Genomic DNA, 15,835 nt, shown 5'->3' on the forward strand with positions numbered 1-15,835 from the left:
CGCGCGCGGCTAGCCGCCGAAGAGCTTCGTGATAGCCGGCACGCTCAGGACCGCCGTGTAGTAGCCCATGAACTGCACGCCGGTGTTGAAGCCGAACAAGCGCGACAACAGTCCGCCGATCAGCCCCACGGTCAGGATCACGAGCAGCCCGAGCAGTTGCCCTTCCCACACGCTGATCACCACGATCAAGCCGACGAAGGTCGCGATGATCGCCTCGTGACTCAGCTTGCGTGCGACGAACGACGCCGCGCGATGCGCGTAGTTCATCGACAGCGGATATGCCACGAGTGCCGCCAGCACCACCGCAAGCAAGCCGAAGCCGAGGAACTGCCAGGTCGTCATCATCGTGTGAAGATTGTTGATGTGACCCGTCGCGGTATCCACGGTAAAGCGCGGCGGCGCGTTGAAGAGCGGCGCGGCCGGTCCCGCCGCCACCGGACTCAGCGGCAGACCGAAAGCGATGAGCGGAATCAGCGCCTCGGCGATATACGTGGCCTCGGTCACACCGTTACGCGCCGAAATCACGGTCGTGAGCCGGTGATACGCATGCTTCACGCGCGAGCCGACGAGTTCGCCGAGCACGACCGTCATGGCGACCGGGCTGAACACGAAGGTCGCGCTGGAGATGGCGGCGGTCGCGACGACCCAGCCGCGTTGCTGGCCATCGAGCACCTTCAGCGGATTCGGGAAGTAACCAGTCCAGCCCTTTACATCGGGCGCGAGCGAAAACGTGCGCGGACGATCGCGCCGCATATGTGCGCGGCCCACGGGCGAAAGTATCGAAAAGAGATCGGCGATAAGCGGCCCGATGGCGATGCCGAGAAAGTAGCTGACCGAGAGCTTGACGCCATATTTGCCCGTAAGCGCCTGCAAGCCGATGATCAAAAGCACGAACGGCACGAGCAGCAGCACCGAAGCCCAGCGTCCCGACGAAAAGTATGCAATGGCAATGGCCGCCGCCAGAAACACCCACGGCGCGGCCTTCGTGATGACCGGCCCGAACGGTGCGAGCAGCACGGCGAACAGCACCGCGAGCGGGACCGCGACGAATGCCGCGATGATCGCGCCCGAGATCATCTTGCGCAGCGCAATGTGCGGCACGCCGAGATTGCGCAGCATCGTCGCTTGTTGCAGAAGCGGCGTGGCGAGCGTGTCGCCGGGAATGCCGAGCAGCGCGGTGGGTATCGCGTGTGTCATGTGCTTGGAGACCGCGCCCGCCATGAAGAACGAGAACACGCCGACAGGCGGCACACCCAGCAACACGACGAGCAGCGTGAGCGGCGCGAGCGTGGTGGTTTCGTCCGTGCCCGAGATGAGGCCGATGCCCGCAAAGACGACCGCGCCGATGAGACCCATCGACAGCGCGACGAGCAGTTGTTGAACGAGCGGTTCCATCAGCGCGCTCCTTCGCGCACATCGGCGCGCTTTTCGTAATCGGCGAAGAGTTCGTAGAGGCCGAGTTCCTTCATTTCCGCCGCCACCGCGGGCGGCAGATCCGCGACGCGTCCGAGCCCACCCGCTTCGCTCGCAAGTTGCGCGAGCACTTCCTCGCGGCCCGCCGCGCCATGCGCTTCCTCGATCACTTCGCGCTTCGGGCGGAACAGCTTCGCGCAGACCGCGCCCGCAATCAGGCATCCCGCGAGACCGACGAGCATTGCGTAGGCGCGCGCCATCGCCGGGTCGGGTACATAGGCCGCGAGCACGCGATTGGCCGCCGCGAACGCGCCATAGCTGATCGCGATGCCGAGCACGACCGACCAAGCGAGATGCCGCGTATCGACGGTATCGCCCCAGATTTCGACGAGCATGTAGTCGGCCTCGGCCGCGTTCGTCGTTGCCCGATGACCGCGCTGAGGCGCGGCGAGTTGTTGTTCCATGTCTCCTCCTTATACGGAGTTCGTATCGTATTGATGTCGTGCGTCAAACCTTGCGCGCCGCGCTTTCCCGCTGGCGTTTGCCCTCCAGTGCACGCGCCACGCGCGACGATGTTGCGCGTCCGAGCGCTGCCGAAATGAACGCGCCCGCATCCGCAAGTTTGTCGAGGTCGATGCCCGTCGTCATGCCCATGCCTTCGCACAGGTAGACGATGTCCTCGGTCGCGACATTGCCCGTCGCGCCCGGCGAATAAGGGCATCCGCCAATACCGGATACCGAGCTGTCGAAGGTCGCCACGCCGCGTTGCAGCGCGGCCAGCACGTTGGCGGCACCCATGCCCCACGTGTCGTGAAAGTGGCCGGCGAGCGCCTGCAGCGGAACCTGCGCGGCGCACGCGTCGAGCATGGCTTGCGTCTTGAGCGGCGTGCCCGCACCGATGGTGTCGCCTAGGCTGATCTCGTAGCAGCCGAGATCGTAAAGCCGTTTGGCGACGCGCGCGACCGCTTCCGGCGCGATTTCGCCTTCGAACGGGCAGCCGAGCACGCACGACACGTAGCCGCGCACGCGCACGCCCGCCTTGCGCGCCGCGCCGATTACCGGCTCGAAGCGCGCGATGCTTTCGTCGATCGAGCAGTTGATGTTCTTCTGCGAGAACGACTCGGACGCCGCCGCGAACACCGCGACTTCATCCGCGTGTGCGGCGAGCGCGGCTTCGAGTCCCTTGAGATTCGGCACAAGCGCGGCGAGCGTCGTACCCGTGCGGCGCGCGGACGGCAACACGCGCTCGAGCACTTGCGCGCCATCGGCCATTTGCGGCACCCATTTCGGCGAGACGAACGACGCGGCTTCGACATAGCACACGCCAGCATCGATCAGACGCTCGATCAGTTCGGCCTTCACCGTTGCCGAGACGGGCGACGGCTCGTTTTGCAAGCCATCGCGCGGACCGACTTCGACGATCCGCACGCGCTTCGGAAGCTCATGCATCGCGCGGCCCCTGCAGCAGGCTCATGCCGTAGTCGACGCTCACGTTGCGCGCGGCGACCATCTTCTTCACGACCCAGTCGATATCCGCGCCGCTCGCGCCCGCCGCCAGCGCAATATTGCGCGCGTGCAGCGCCATGTGGCCGCGCTGGATGCCTTCCGTGGAAAGCGCGCGCAACGCGCCCATGTTCTGTGCGAGGCCGACGGCCACGGCGATTTCGCCGAGATCCTGCGCCGATTCGACTTGCATGATCTTCAACGCGAGCCGCGCGAGCGGATGCGTCTTGGTCGCGCCCCCGACGAGCCCCACGGGCATCGGCATTTCGATGGTGCCGACGAGGTCGCCGTTGTTCGCCACCTCCCACGTGGTCAGCGCCGTATAGCGGCCGCCGCGGCTCGCGTAGGCATGCGCGCCCGCTTCGACCGCGCGCCAGTCGTTGCCGGTCGCGACGATCACCGGATCGATACCGTTCATGATGCCCTTGTTATGCGTCGCGGCGCGATACGGATCGATGGCGGCGAAGAGATAGGCATCGACCACACCGGCGATCACGTCTTCGCCCGAATACTCCTTCGTTTGCAGCGTGGCGGCGCTGTAGCGCACGGAGGCGCGCGCAAGCCGCAAGTCCGCGAGATTCGAGAGGATACGCAACCGCACCTTGCCGCCCGTGATTTCCTCGATACGCCCGGCTACCGTCTCGGCCATCGTGTTGACGGTGTTGGCGCCCATGGCGTCGCGAACATCGACGATCAGATGCGCGACGACCATCGCGCCGCGCGGCGTTTCCGGAAACACGTGTACTTCGATATCGCGGCAACCGCCGCCAAGACCGATCAGCACCTTGTCGCGTGCGTTCGCCATCTCGATCAACTCGTCGCGATGCTTGAGGATAGCGAGACGCGCGCCGTACGGGTCCGACACGCCGACCACCTGCACCTGCGCGCGCATCAGCGGACCGGTGCTCGACGTGCGAAAGCCGCCTTCCACGCGCGCGAGCTTCGCCATATAAGAGGCTGCGGCGACGATAGACGGCTCTTCCACCGCCATCGGCACCAGCACGTCGCGACCGTTGATCTGAAAGTAGCCTGCGACGGCCATCGGCAACTCGAACGTGCCGATCACGTTTTCGATCATGCCGTCCGCCGTTTCGAGCGACAGCGCGCCGGGCGTCTTCAGTAGCGCGTGCTCGGCGTCGTCCATGCCAGTCGCCTGGGCAATATGGCTCAGGCGCTGCGCGGGTGACATCGCGCGAAAGTTGGGCAATTGCGAATCTGTCATGTGTCTTCCTCTTATCTCTTTCGATGGATGTCCGATCCGTCGCCCGCGAAGCTTGCGGGCGTGCGGCGGTTGGGCGAATAATAGGCTTGCTGTACCCAATGGAAAGGTACAATTCGAGAAGACAGCGCGCGCACTGTACCCATGACAGACGCGAACATGCGATAAGAGGAAGATGCAATGCGCCATGAGAAGCCCAGCCTGTCAGGAACACTGGCGGACAATCTGGCCAGACAGATCGAAGACGGGCTCCTGCGCGCCGGCGACAAACTGCCTTCCATCAGGGAATACGCTGAGGCGAACGGTTGCTCGAAAAACACCGTCATCAGCGCGTTCGACGCGTTGACCGCGCGCGGTCTGATCGAACCGAGACGCGGCGCGGGCTTTTTCGTCGCGAGCGTCGCCGGGCAGCAACCACCGGATGAAGACGCGCCCACACTCGATCGCGCGATGGATTCTGTCTGGCTCATGCGCGAACAGTTGCAGAGCAAGCCCGACTTTCTCAACGTGGGCGAAGGCTTTCCGCCCGTCGCGTGGCTCGAAGAGACGCGGCTCGATCACTTTCATCAGCGCGTGGTGCGCACGGGCGTCGCGTCGCTCTTTCGGTACGGCAGCCGCTTCGGTTATCTGCCGTTGCGCCAGCATTTGCAGCAAAAGCTGGCCGGATACGAGATCGAGGCCGCGCCGCCGCAGATCGTCCTCACGCATGGCGCGAATCAGGCCATGGACATGGTCGTGCGTTACTTCGTGCGCGCGGGCGACACGGTTCTCGTCGATGACCCCGGTTACTACGCGCTCTTCGGCAAGCTCAAACTCTCGGGCGCGAACATCGTCGGCGTGCCGCGCGGTGTGGACGGGCCCGATATCGTGGCGCTCGAAGAGCAGCTCAAGACGCATCGTCCGAAGCTCTTCTTCACGCAATCGGTCGGCCATAATCCGACCGCGACCGATATCAGCGCGGCCAAGGCCCATCGCATCTTGCGGCTTGCCGAAGCGCACGATCTGATCGTCGTCGAAAACGATGCCCTCGCCGATCTCAAGCCGCGCTCGGCCACGCGCATCTGCGCGCTCGATCAATTGCGGCGCACGATCTATGTCGGCAGCTTTTCGAAGTCGGTATCGGCAGCACTGCGGGTCGGCTTTCTGGCGTGCGGCGCGGATCTGGCAAGCGATCTGGCCGACGTGAAAATGCTCACGCACGTCAGCAGCTCGGAATACTGCGAACGCACGCTAGACGCCATCGTCAGCGACGGTCATTTCCTGCGGCATACCAATCGCCTGCAAGACCGGCTGCGGCGCGCGACGGCCAATGGCGTCGAAGTGCTCACGCGTTGCGGCGCGACGCTTTACAAGGTGAGCGATCAGAGTCTGTACCTGTGGGCCAGGCTGCCCGGTTGCGACGACTCCATCGCCTTCGCACGCGAGATGCTCGACAAGCACGTGATTCTCGCGCCCGGCACCATTTTCTCGGCGCACGCGAATAGCGTCTCGCCGTGGTTCCGCTTCAACGTCGGCTATCTCGGCGATCCGCGCTTCGAAAAGGCAATGGAACGGTTTGCGGGCCGCGCGAAGTAACGGCACGTTCCGCGTCGCACGTTACGTGGCATTCGCGTTTGTCCGTGCAGCATTTGGCCATGCCCGCGCCCGTCATCCTTCCCTGGTCCACCAAGCTTATCGACCCGTTGCTTGCGCCATAAGCGTCGCGTTGAGCGGATACCGCTTTCTTTTCATCCTGTCGAAACCCGCACGGCAAGGCGGCCGATGACTGGAACGGTTAGTGCTGGGTAGTCAGTACTCGCACCGCTCGTCGGGAAGATCGACAAACCCGAGCGGCGCGATGCTCAAACCGTTGCCCCGGTGTCCGGCTGCTTCCCGGCGAGCCCTCGTACGCTACCGATGAAGATCATGACTGGACGAAGACCGAAGCTCGTGCTTTCCCCCTCCCGCTATACCGTTCCCGCGCCCGGCGTCAGCGCCGGCGACTTCGAAATTTATGCGTCTTACCGCGGCTCGCCCACCTCCGGGTTTTTCGGCACGCTCAAAGTCGTCAGAAAGACCGACGGCCGTCTGCTCTTTCCGTTCGATGGCGCCGAAACCATTGGTCCATATAGCAAGAAGGACGAAGCCGTCAACGCCGCATCGGCGCGCGGCAGCGAAATCGTCCAGGCGGATATCCGCATTCCGGAGATGTAATCCGCGTCTGCCGCTCAGGCACACGGTGTGCGATTGCATCGCTTCGAAAACGACATGGCGCGCCGGATGATCGGCAGCTAACGTCGAATCGCGCTCGATGCGCCCGTTCTGCCCACGACTACTTGCTCCACATGCTCAAACCTAAAACCAAGGTGCCTGATTCCGAAAGCCGTCAGGACATCCTGAAGCTCAAGCGCAACGCCAAGATGGCGCGCTCGACGCACGCCTATGTGCGCGGTAACACGATCAAGTTTTACGACTGGCTCGAAGAAGCCGAGATTCGCAGTTTGCCGCACGGCCCGGCCATCTGGATTTGCGGCGATTGTCATACCGGGAATCTTGGCCCGATCGCGGACGCGAAAGGGAAGATCGAAATCCAGATACGCGATCTGGACCAGACGGTTATCGGCAATCCCGCGCACGATTTGATCCGGCTTGGCTTGTCGCTCGCGACGGCCGCGCGCGGATCGGCGCTGCCCGGCGTTACGACCATCAACATGATCGAAGCGCTGTTCGCGGGTTACGCCGAAGCCTTCGACAAGGATAGCGACGCCAATTCCGTGCGCAGGCCCGAAGTTGTTCGCGTGGTGATGCGCGAAGCGGTACGCCGTTCGTGGAAGCATCTTGCCCGCGAGCGGCTCGACGACGTGCAGCCCACCATTCCATTCGGCAACCGTTTCTGGCCGATCAGCAAGAAAGAGCGCGCCGAAATCGTATCGCTCTTCGAAAAGGCCAGCGTGACGCAACTCGCGACGAGTCTGCGCGGACGCCCGGATACCGGCGAAGTCACGGTGCTCGACGCCGCCTACTGGGTCAAGGGTTGTAGCTCGCTCGGACGTCTGCGCTACGCCGTGCTGCTGGATGTCGACGGCGGCGTGATCGAAGGCGACGATCTGTGCATCATGGACATCAAGGAAGGCGTCAAGGCCGCCGCGCCGCGCTATCCCGGCACGTCGATGCCGCGCGATCACGCCGAACGCGTCGTGGAAGGCGCGCGCCATCTCTCGCCTCATCTCGGCGAACGCATGCGCGCCGCGAGTCTGCAGGGACGGCCGGTAATCCTGCGCGAATTGTTGCCGCAGGATTTGAAGCTGGAGATCGAGCAGATCGGACAAACGGAGGCGATGGAAGTCGCGCGTTATCTCGCGCTCGTCGTCGGTCAGGCGCACGCGCGCCAAATGGACAAGAACACCCGCCGCAGCTGGCTCTCGGAGCTACGGCGCACGAAGACCAAATCGATCGACGCGCCGTTGTGGCTTTGGAGCAGCATCGTCGAACTCGTGGGCAGTCACGAAACCGGCTATCTCGAACATTGCCGGCGCTACGCGCTTGCGGCAGCCTGAGCATGGGTTACGGGCGGGTTCGGAGCCGGGTTTTTGGACCTCCGGTCCGCCTTTTATTCACGGTGACAAATATATACTTGACTAAAATATGTGGAATTGTGATAATCCGTTCTGAAGTTCAAGAAGTTGATTGCTGCTCATCAATAGTGCGTTTTCCGCGGTATTCGTTGTCCATTCCCTCCTTGCAGCTTCGCTGTTTCAAAGCAATTTTCATCCAAATTTTTTCCAAGGAATATCATGGATACCGGTACCGTCAAGTGGTTTAACGACACCAAGGGCTTCGGCTTTATCAGCCCGGATAACGGCGGCGACGACCTCTTCGCCCATTTTTCCGAAATCCGTTCGGAAGGCTTCAAGACCCTGGTCGAAGCACAGAAGGTAAGCTTCGAAACGAAGCGCGGCCCGAAGGGCATGCAAGCTTCGAACATCACGCCGCTGTAAGCTCCAAGTAGCTTCGTAGCGTGAGGACCCGGGAAACCGGGTCCTTTTTTATATCAGTTGGGTTTTAGTTGAGCCTCGCAGTCCAAATCTCGCAGTCCAGATTTTCTCCCGCGCAGTTCATCAAACAGGCTAATTCGCCTGACATCCTTAAGTTTTCGTTTTTGCGGCATTAGTCCGCTGACTTTCCGTGTTTATTGCCGGAAGGCCTCTTCATTAAAATTAAAATGGCACATTCTCGAAACTACCGCGGTTATGCGGTATATCCGTCCGCGCATCGTTTGCGCGATCAAAGCTTCTCCGCGAATCTCCTCCTCGAGCGTTCCGACGAAGATCCCATCGACACGCAGTATCGTTTTTATTCGCTCGGCTATTTTTCGAAAGAAGCCGACGCCGTGAATTACTCACGCATCTGGGCACGCGACTGGATCGACGCGCGCGGCTGATCCAGCCTGCGACATGGATCCACGCAGCATTTCCTATAGCGGGAATTTTTCACGCTAGCGGCGTGTAAAGACAGTTAGCCGGATGGCATAATCGGCTGACTTTCATCTGCCTCCCCGCCTGGGCCTCCATGCGCCGCCGCACTCATCAACGAACGGGTTCTCTGCTGGCATTGCTTGCAATGCTGCTGATTACGTTCGCGCCGATGGTCTCGCAGCTGATCGCAGCCAATACGCATGACGGCATCCCGCTCGCCGAATTGTGTTCGGCACATGCTGCATCGGGCGATGCTGCTTCCGGTCATCACTCGCCCGACGCGCTCTCGCAATTCGACGGCAAAGCGTGTGGCTATTGTCACTTCTTCGCGCATACACCCGTCGTACCGGGCGCAAGCGCGAGCTTCGCGCTCGATGTTCCCGCAGCACGCGCTATCGCGGTCGCACGGACCGAGATCGAGCGTCCCGCACAGCCGTTCACCACCGCGCAACCGCGCGCGCCTCCCGTTCTGATCTGACTTCGTTTTGCCAACGCAATGCCGCACTGCCGTGAGGCGTTGCGCGGTCTCGCACGTTCGTCTGTTCGTGCGAGTCCCGATCAATCGAATTCGGAGATGAACCATGTTCACCACATTCGAACGTGGCGGCGCTTTGCCGTCCACGCGTCATACGCACGACCCCGCCGGGACGTCTTCCGCGTCTTCTGCACGGGAGACGCAATCATGAGACGACTTGCCAGAAAGGGCGCGCTGATGACAGGCATGACGGCGCTCTTCGCAACGCGCGCCATTGCGCAGACGCCGCAAGACGACGCGACCGCCACACTTCCCGCAGTCATCGTCCAGGGCCAGTCCGGGAACTCGCTGACATCGCAAACTGTCATCAAGCAAAAGCAGACGCTCGATCAGACCGTCGGCTCCGTGGGCTTCGTGGATAGCGCCGATTACCGCGACACCTACGCGTTCACGTTGCGCGACGTGCTCAAGAACGTGCCCGGCGTGTTCGTGCAGACGCGCTACGGACAAGAGTTGCGCTTGTCGATTCGCGGCTCGGGCATCGCACGCGGCTATCACACGCGCGGCCTCGAAATTCTCCAGGACGGCATTCCCACCAATCTCGCCGATGGCAGCGGCGACTACTACCAGATCGACCCGCTCGCGCTGCAATCCGCCGAGGTCTATAAAGGCGGCAACGGTCTTGCGTATGGCTCGTCGACGCTCGGCGGCGCCATCGATTTCCTCACGCCCACCGCCTACACGGCGGATGCGCCCAACATCGTGCGGCTGGAAGGCGGCAGTTACGGCACCATCCGGGGCAGCGCGCAGTTCTCGCGCGTGGTCGGGCCGCTGGACTTCATCGGCACTTTCTCGGTGAATCATGCGGACGGTTATCGCGATCACGATCGCGGCCAGTACGAGCAGTTCAACGCGAATATCGGTTATAAATTTTCGCCCGATGTCGAAACGCGCTTCTATCTCGGCGCGTACATCATCGATCAGCAACTGCCCGGCACGCTGTCGCTAAGCGATGCCCTGAACAATCCCACGAAGGCTTCCGCGAGCGCGCTTGCCGGCGATCAGGCGCGCGACACGCGCACCGAGCGCATTGCCAATCGCACGACGGTCAAGCTCGATGTCGGACAGCTCGATTTCGTCACGTGGGCCATTCACAAGAGCCTTTATCACCCGATCTTCCAGGTGATCGATCAGGATGGCTGGACCTACGGCTTCGCGCCGCGTTATACGGCGACCATCGACGTGGGCGGCATGCGCAACGATGTGATCGCGGGCGCGCGCTTCTTCGGCGGCAACACCCAGGCGCGGCAGTACGTGAACGTGTCGGGGGAGCGCGGCACGCAAACGCTCGACTCGACGCAAAGCGCCTATAACTACGAAGCGTATGTCGAAGACCGGCTCTTCTTTCTGCCGACCTTCGCCGTGATGGCCGGCTTCAAGGCGCTGCGCGACGTGCGCAAATATGTCGATCATGGCGGTCTCGCCGCCGATCCGAACTACAAGTCGGCGAGCGAAAATTTCAGCGGCGTGAATCCGAAGCTCGGCCTGCTGTGGCAACCGAACAAGGACATTCAGGCATTCGTGGATGTCACGCGCAGCCAGGATGTTCCGGACTTCACCGACCTCACGCAGACCTTCTCGAACACCACGCGCTTCACGCCGCTGGCATCGCAACATGCATGGACGCTCGAGATCGGCACGCGCGGCACGCGCGATCGCGTGAGTTGGGACCTGACCGCATATCGCTCGCTCGTGCGCGATCAGCTGCTTCAATACACGACCGATCCCGACATTCCCGCCTCCACGTTCAACGCCAACAAGACCGTGCTGCAAGGCATCGAGGCGGGCGTATCGGTGGATGTGCTGCGCGACATCACGCATGCCGGCGCGGGCGACAAGATTACGTTGTCCGGGCTCTGGAATCTGAGCGATTTCCGTTTCAAGGACGATCCGCAATACGGCTCCAACCGCATCGCAGGCGTGCCGGTGAACGTGATCCGCGCGGCGCTTGGCTATTCGCGGCCCAACGGGTTTCATATATCGGCATCGGTGGACTGGGTTCCGGCGGGCGCATGGGCGGATGACGCCAACACCTTGCGCGTGCCCGGTTACACGCTCCTCGGCGTGCAGGCGGGAATGGATTTTCGCAATGGTCTCTCGGTTTTCGTCGATGCGCGCAACTTGACGAACAAGCGTTACGTGAGCGACATCAGCACGGTCGCCGATGCTCGCACGACCTCGAACGCAATCTTCTATCCGGGCGAAGGACGTAGCATTTTCGCGGGCATGCGCTACGCTTTCTAAGGCATCTTCATTGACCCACCGCGACATGCAGAGCCGTTTCTTTCGGACATGGTGCAGCTTGCTGGGATTGCTTGCGATCCTCATGGCAACGCTCGCGCCTACGGTTTCGCAACTCGTCGTCGCCGCGCGCATGCCGGCCATGACGATGGACGCGGACTGCCCGATGGAACGAACGCAATCGATGAGCGACGACGCGGACCACGCGTCTCACTCGCACACCACGATGCCGGATGGACAAGCATGCGGTTATTGCGGCCTGCTTGCGCATGTGCCCTTCATTCCGGGCTTGCCGGTGAGCTTTGCGGTCACCGCTCGCGCCATCGCGCAACTCGTCGCCACGCGTTTTATCAGCACGTTACGCATCGAGCCGCGCACCTCGCGCCATGCGCGCGCCCCGCCCGCTTTCTCCTGAAGCCGATATCCGCTTGATCGATGCCGAACGCCGCGCAGGCATGCGCGCGCATCGCATCGTGATGTCCCGATCCCACGGTACGCCACCGAAAGTGGCATGGAGAAACACAATGCACGCGAAGACCAGCAGCGCCGCCTCGAGTGCGGCCCAGGCGGCCAGCGCATCCCAAGGCAGTTATCGAACGCTATGGCGCTGGCACTTTTACGCGGGGCTCTTCGTGATGCCCTTTCTGATCGTCCTCGCCATCACGGGAACGATCTATTGTTTTCAGCCGCAAATCGAGCCGTTGTTATACAGACAACAAATGGTGGTTGCACCGCGAACCACGCCACGTTTGCCTCCCGATCAACTGATGCACGATGCACGCGCGGCAGTGCCGCATGGCGCGGTCATATCGACAGTGCATGTTCTCGACGATCCTTCTCGCAGCGCCGAATTCGTCTTCAAGCTGCCGAGCGGCGAAAAGGAAAGTGTCTACCTCAATCCGTACACCGGCGCGGTGCTCGGCACGCTAAGCGTCGAGAGCCGGTTCATCCAGCTCGATCGCATGGTGCATCGCAAACTGTTACTCGGCAAGGCTGGCGAGCTGTTGATGGAACTCGCCGCATGCTGGACGCTCGTGATGATCGGCACCGGGGTTGCGTTATGGTGGCCACGCACGAAGACCACCGCGCGCGATGCGCTGCTGCCGCGGCTCTCGCTTAAAGGCCGGCCCTTGTGGAAGAACGTGCATGCGGTGATGGGCATTTGGCTTGCGCTCGGCGCGCTGTTCTTCGTGGTCACGGGTTTGCCGTGGTCGGGCTCGTGGGGCAAAAACTTCAATGCGCTTGCGACGAGCGCGAATATCGGTACGCCGGCGGGCGCTTGGGGCGGCTTGCCCCTGCAATCATCCGTGCCGGGCAAGGCCAGCGTCGCGACCGCTTCGAACAATGCCGGCGAACATCGTCACGACGCCGGCAACGGCGATTCCATGCCCGGCATGGTGATGAGCGATCTACCCTTGACGCAAACACCGTGGGCCGTCACGAACGCCGCTGTTCCCGAGTCGCACGCAGCGGAAGGCGCACGCCTGCCGTTGCAGCGCGTGATGGATATCGCGGCATCGCTTGGCGTGGGAAGCGGCTATGACATCGTGGTGCCATCGACAGCAACGGGCGTCTACACCGTCTCCTGGTTCCCCGCCGATCCGAAACTCGAACGCACCCTCTACGTGGATCAATACAGCGGCGCGGTGCTCAAGGACATCCGCTATCGGGACTATGGCGCAGTTGCGCAGGCGGTTTCGTACGGCACGTCGCTGCACATGGGCCGATACTTCGGCTTTTGGAATCAACTTGCGTGCGCGTCGATTTCGCTCGGCCTCGCGGCAATGGCCGTCACCGGCTTCGTCATGTGGTGGAAGCGTCGTCCGCAACGCACGCTCGGCGCACCGGCGCGTGAGCGACTGGCGCCGCCCATGCGCGCATGGAAGACCGGACTCGCGCTGCTTGGCATCGTATTCCCGTTGATGGGACTCACCATGCTCGCCGTCTGGCTGATGGACCGGCTGATGTTCGATCGCGCGTTTCGCCGCATCGCATCATAAGGACATGACGCGCGTCACTTCGCCGACGCTGCACGGCTTGCGTTGAGTGACGTCTGATCGATGAACGCGGTGACGTCGTCGAGCACTGGTGCAACCTTGATGAGCGGCGACAGCGCGCGCACCGGTCGCCCCACGTTCCCGACGATCATCGCGTGATTGATGCCCGCGTACTGCTTCACCTCGACGCTGTCGCCTGCTTCGTTGGCACGCGCCGCGAACCGGAACGTGTTGCCGGGATCGACCGTTACATCCGACAAACCGACGCCCAGAAAGAGCGGCGGCTCGTGGCCGCTTACATGATTGATCGGCTGGCTCGCCGCTCTGAGACTCGCGGGAAAGATGCTCCTGAGCGCATCGTCCTTCAAGGGCAGGAAGTCATACGGACCGGACAACCCTATCGCGCCAGCAAGCGAACTCGTCTCCACGCCATCGGCGGACAGATAGTGCTTGTCCGTGACGAGCAGCATGACGATATGCGCGCCCGCCGAGTGTCCCATCAAGAAGATGCGCTCAGGGTCTGCGCCGTAGTCTTTCGCATGCGCCTTCGCCCACGCGACAGCAGCAGCCGCGTCCTCGACGAAACCTGGAAAAAGGGTGGACGGATATAAGCGGTAATCGGGAATGACCGTGACGATGCCGCGCGACGCCAGCGCCTCGCCCACGAAGAGGTAGTCACGACGGCTTCCCGATTGCCAGCTTCCGCCATAGAAGAACACGACCATCGGCCGGCCGCGTGGGTTATCCGTGGATGCGCGCGGCACATAGATATCGGCTTCGTGCCTGTCACCTTCTGCATAAGGAACGGCGCGTTGTACATCGAAATCATTGCTTGGCACGAGTGCATTCAGGAGCCTGACGGGACTGCATGCGGTCAGCGCCGACAACACGGCAAAGCAGGAAACGAGCTTGAGCGATAAGCGGCGAGACTGTAGATACGGCATGTCGGATGAAGAAGTTGAAGAGAGCGATTGACGCCACTTACGCTATACGCAAGTGCGTGTCTTGCGGATGCAAAAACATCTTTATTCGAGCACCGTCATGTTTCCCGATGCTCGTCCCGCATCGAGTAAAGAACTCGTCAACCACCGAATAGATGCAAGCATGTGTTACAGCGCGAATCTCTTCGCACGATCTTCAACGTATCCGTCGACGTGGCTGCCAGACATATCGGTCGAGTCTGCTCACCATCGAAACAGTCCGTTGGAGAAGCGCGGCGCATGCCCCTTCGTCCATGCGGAAAACATGTACGCCCATCTACCTGAGATAAAGGAGACTGACATGCTCGAAGATATTGCGGTGACATCGGTGCTCGACCGTCGAGTGGAACGACGTGAAAAGCGGCGCCAGTTCTTTCGGAGTGCTGGCGGCCTGGGACTAGGGCTCGTCGGCGGCACGATTCTCGGCGCCTGCGGAGGCGGCTCGGGCGATAACGCCAATGCCGCGACCGGCCCAACCGATGCCGAGATTCTCAACTTCGCATTGAATCTCGAATATCTCGAAGCAACGTTCTATGCCTACGCAACGACCGGCGCAGGACTCCCCGCCAATCTCATGAGCGGCGTGGGCACGCCAGGCAAGGTCGTGGCCGGACAACAAGTCCAGTTCTCCGATCCCGTCGTCGCCGCTTATGCACGCGAGATTGCCAAGGATGAACTGGAGCACGTGGCGTTCCTTCGCACGGCGTTAGGCGCATCCGCCGTGGCGATGCCCGCGCTCGATGTCGGCGGTGTCGATCCGAACGGGGCCTTCTCGCTCGCGGCCCAAGCGGCGGGCCTGGCTCCGGCTGGCACGGCGTTCAACCCTTATCTGAACGACAACAACTTCCTCCTCGGCGCCTATATATTCGAGGACGTGGGCGTGACCGCTTATAAGGGCGCGTCGCCGCTCATCACGAACAAGACCTATCTGGAAGCGGCAGCGGGCATTCTCGCGGCCGAGGCCTATCACGCGGGTCTCGTTCGCACGGTGCTCTATACGAAGGGAATTCAGACACCGAGCCTCGTGACCGCGACGCAAGCCATTTCCGATGCGCGCGATTCGCTCGATTCATCCAGCGATGTCGATCAGGGTATTGCGGGCGCGTCGTCGCAAATCTCGAACATCGTCCCGCTCGATAGCAACGGCATCGCGTTCAGCCGCTCGTATGACGATGTGCTCAACATCGTTTATCTGAGCAAGGCGGCAGTGAACAAAGGCGGCTTTTTCCCGGCAGGCGTCAACGGCAGTCTGAATATGAGCAGTGCCTTCGTGTAAGTCTTCGCATCACGGGTAGGTTCATCGCGCGGCTCGCTTGAATGGGAGTCGCGCGGAATTGCTTTTACCGCTCAAAGGAGCGCCGAATCATGGGTGACACATCGGTCGAAGACTGGAGAATGCGCGTGCGGCTCAGCGTCGTCGTGTGTTTTCTCGCTGGCGGTGCGCTGTTGCAATGCATGGCGTCGCTGCACTTGTTGCGAGGCGGCTTTTAGCA

Annotated in this window: 16 protein-coding genes; 11 read left to right on the forward strand and 5 right to left on the reverse strand. The window is 62.0% G+C overall.

Features of this window, described 5'->3' with window-relative positions; all coding sequences use genetic code 11:
* Nucleotides 1-9 precede the first annotated feature (9 nt).
* From P9250_RS02495 to P9250_RS02510, 4 genes are read right to left on the reverse strand one after another with little or no spacing between them, the layout of a single operon-like run.
* Complete coding sequence (locus P9250_RS02495; protein WP_309965369.1) at nucleotides 10-1,395, reverse strand: tripartite tricarboxylate transporter permease; 1,386 nt, start codon at nucleotides 1,393-1,395, stop codon at nucleotides 10-12.
* Nucleotides 1,395-1,877, reverse strand: a complete 483-nt coding sequence (locus P9250_RS02500; protein ID WP_310390904.1) for a hypothetical protein — start codon at nucleotides 1,875-1,877, stop codon at nucleotides 1,395-1,397. The genes P9250_RS02495 and P9250_RS02500 overlap by 1 nt, the downstream gene beginning before the upstream one ends.
* 43 nt (nucleotides 1,878-1,920) lie before the next feature.
* Nucleotides 1,921-2,862 (reverse strand): hydroxymethylglutaryl-CoA lyase, encoded by a 942-nt coding sequence (locus P9250_RS02505; protein WP_310390906.1) that lies wholly within the window; start codon nucleotides 2,860-2,862, stop codon nucleotides 1,921-1,923.
* Entirely contained in the window at nucleotides 2,855-4,324 is a 1,470-nt protein-coding gene (locus tag P9250_RS02510; RefSeq protein WP_310390909.1) for a hydroxymethylglutaryl-CoA reductase, degradative, read from the reverse strand. The genes P9250_RS02505 and P9250_RS02510 overlap by 8 nt, the downstream gene beginning before the upstream one ends.
* Here P9250_RS02510 and P9250_RS02515 point away from each other — a divergent pair.
* From P9250_RS02515 to P9250_RS02555, 9 genes are all read left to right on the forward strand, one after another.
* On the forward strand, nucleotides 4,316-5,710 hold the full coding sequence (locus P9250_RS02515; protein WP_250494918.1) for a PLP-dependent aminotransferase family protein: 1,395 nt from the start codon (nucleotides 4,316-4,318) through the stop codon (nucleotides 5,708-5,710). The genes P9250_RS02510 and P9250_RS02515 overlap by 9 nt on opposite strands.
* 330 nt (nucleotides 5,711-6,040) lie before the next feature.
* Nucleotides 6,041-6,328, forward strand: coding sequence for a DUF6723 family protein (locus P9250_RS02520; protein WP_250469853.1), 288 nt, complete (start codon nucleotides 6,041-6,043; stop codon nucleotides 6,326-6,328).
* 131 nt (nucleotides 6,329-6,459) lie between these two features.
* Nucleotides 6,460-7,671, forward strand: coding sequence for a DUF2252 domain-containing protein (locus tag P9250_RS02525; protein ID WP_244831788.1), 1,212 nt, complete (start codon nucleotides 6,460-6,462; stop codon nucleotides 7,669-7,671).
* A gap of 237 nt (nucleotides 7,672-7,908) precedes the next feature.
* The gene (locus tag P9250_RS02530; RefSeq protein WP_244831789.1) at nucleotides 7,909-8,112 is read left to right on the forward strand and encodes a cold-shock protein; all 204 of its coding nucleotides are present in this window, start codon (nucleotides 7,909-7,911) and stop codon (nucleotides 8,110-8,112) included.
* 224 nt (nucleotides 8,113-8,336) lie between these two features.
* The gene (locus tag P9250_RS02535) at nucleotides 8,337-8,555 is read left to right on the forward strand and encodes a hypothetical protein (RefSeq protein WP_310390913.1); all 219 of its coding nucleotides are present in this window, start codon (nucleotides 8,337-8,339) and stop codon (nucleotides 8,553-8,555) included.
* A gap of 128 nt (nucleotides 8,556-8,683) precedes the next feature.
* Nucleotides 8,684-9,067, forward strand: coding sequence for a DUF2946 domain-containing protein (locus P9250_RS02540; protein ID WP_310390916.1), 384 nt, complete (start codon nucleotides 8,684-8,686; stop codon nucleotides 9,065-9,067).
* Nucleotides 9,068-9,271: 204 nt separating this feature from the next.
* Nucleotides 9,272-11,368: a TonB-dependent receptor domain-containing protein gene (locus P9250_RS02545; protein WP_310390918.1), complete on the forward strand. Its 2,097-nt coding sequence runs from the start codon at nucleotides 9,272-9,274 to the stop codon at nucleotides 11,366-11,368.
* Nucleotides 11,369-11,378: 10 nt separating this feature from the next.
* Nucleotides 11,379-11,780, forward strand: a complete 402-nt coding sequence (locus P9250_RS02550; protein ID WP_250469857.1) for a DUF2946 domain-containing protein — start codon at nucleotides 11,379-11,381, stop codon at nucleotides 11,778-11,780.
* A gap of 109 nt (nucleotides 11,781-11,889) precedes the next feature.
* Nucleotides 11,890-13,365, forward strand: a complete 1,476-nt coding sequence (locus tag P9250_RS02555; protein WP_250469858.1) for a PepSY domain-containing protein — start codon at nucleotides 11,890-11,892, stop codon at nucleotides 13,363-13,365.
* 14 nt (nucleotides 13,366-13,379) lie between these two features.
* Here P9250_RS02555 and P9250_RS02560 read toward each other — a convergent pair whose 3' ends face one another.
* Nucleotides 13,380-14,201, reverse strand: a complete 822-nt coding sequence (locus tag P9250_RS02560; protein ID WP_310390921.1) for an alpha/beta hydrolase — start codon at nucleotides 14,199-14,201, stop codon at nucleotides 13,380-13,382.
* A gap of 442 nt (nucleotides 14,202-14,643) precedes the next feature.
* On the opposite strand from P9250_RS02560, the gene P9250_RS02565 reads away from it, so the two are divergent.
* Nucleotides 14,644-15,618 (forward strand): ferritin-like domain-containing protein, encoded by a 975-nt coding sequence (locus tag P9250_RS02565; protein WP_244831796.1) that lies wholly within the window; start codon nucleotides 14,644-14,646, stop codon nucleotides 15,616-15,618.
* Between the two features lie 89 nt (nucleotides 15,619-15,707).
* A complete protein-coding gene (locus P9250_RS02570; RefSeq protein WP_255784982.1) occupies nucleotides 15,708-15,833 on the forward strand; it encodes a hypothetical protein in 126 nt (41 codons plus the stop codon).
* The last annotated feature ends 2 nt before the right edge of the window (nucleotides 15,834-15,835 follow it).

Origin of the sequence: Caballeronia sp. LP006 (assembly GCF_031450995.1) — a bacterium.
GTDB lineage: Bacteria > Pseudomonadota > Gammaproteobacteria > Burkholderiales > Burkholderiaceae > Caballeronia.

Bases quoted from the DNA above. Each gene is read 5' to 3' on its own strand.
- P9250_RS02510 (WP_310390909.1), bottom strand. From the start codon at position 4,324: ATGGCGCATTGCATCTTCCTCTTATCGCATGTTCGCGTCTGTCATGGG.
- P9250_RS02520 (WP_250469853.1), top strand. From the start codon at position 6,041: ATGACTGGACGAAGACCGAAGCTCGTGCTTTCCCCCTCCCGCTATACC.
- P9250_RS02495 (WP_309965369.1), bottom strand. From the start codon at position 1,395: ATGGAACCGCTCGTTCAACAACTGCTCGTCGCGCTGTCGATGGGTCTC.
- P9250_RS02570 (WP_255784982.1), top strand. From the start codon at position 15,708: ATGGGTGACACATCGGTCGAAGACTGGAGAATGCGCGTGCGGCTCAGC.
- P9250_RS02545 (WP_310390918.1), top strand. From the start codon at position 9,272: ATGAGACGACTTGCCAGAAAGGGCGCGCTGATGACAGGCATGACGGCG.
- P9250_RS02540 (WP_310390916.1), top strand. From the start codon at position 8,684: ATGCGCCGCCGCACTCATCAACGAACGGGTTCTCTGCTGGCATTGCTT.
- P9250_RS02530 (WP_244831789.1), top strand. From the start codon at position 7,909: ATGGATACCGGTACCGTCAAGTGGTTTAACGACACCAAGGGCTTCGGC.
- P9250_RS02555 (WP_250469858.1), top strand. From the start codon at position 11,890: ATGCACGCGAAGACCAGCAGCGCCGCCTCGAGTGCGGCCCAGGCGGCC.
- P9250_RS02525 (WP_244831788.1), top strand. From the start codon at position 6,460: ATGCTCAAACCTAAAACCAAGGTGCCTGATTCCGAAAGCCGTCAGGAC.
- P9250_RS02535 (WP_310390913.1), top strand. From the start codon at position 8,337: ATGGCACATTCTCGAAACTACCGCGGTTATGCGGTATATCCGTCCGCG.
- P9250_RS02565 (WP_244831796.1), top strand. From the start codon at position 14,644: ATGCTCGAAGATATTGCGGTGACATCGGTGCTCGACCGTCGAGTGGAA.
- P9250_RS02505 (WP_310390906.1), bottom strand. From the start codon at position 2,862: ATGCATGAGCTTCCGAAGCGCGTGCGGATCGTCGAAGTCGGTCCGCGC.
- P9250_RS02500 (WP_310390904.1), bottom strand. From the start codon at position 1,877: ATGGAACAACAACTCGCCGCGCCTCAGCGCGGTCATCGGGCAACGACG.
- P9250_RS02515 (WP_250494918.1), top strand. From the start codon at position 4,316: ATGCGCCATGAGAAGCCCAGCCTGTCAGGAACACTGGCGGACAATCTG.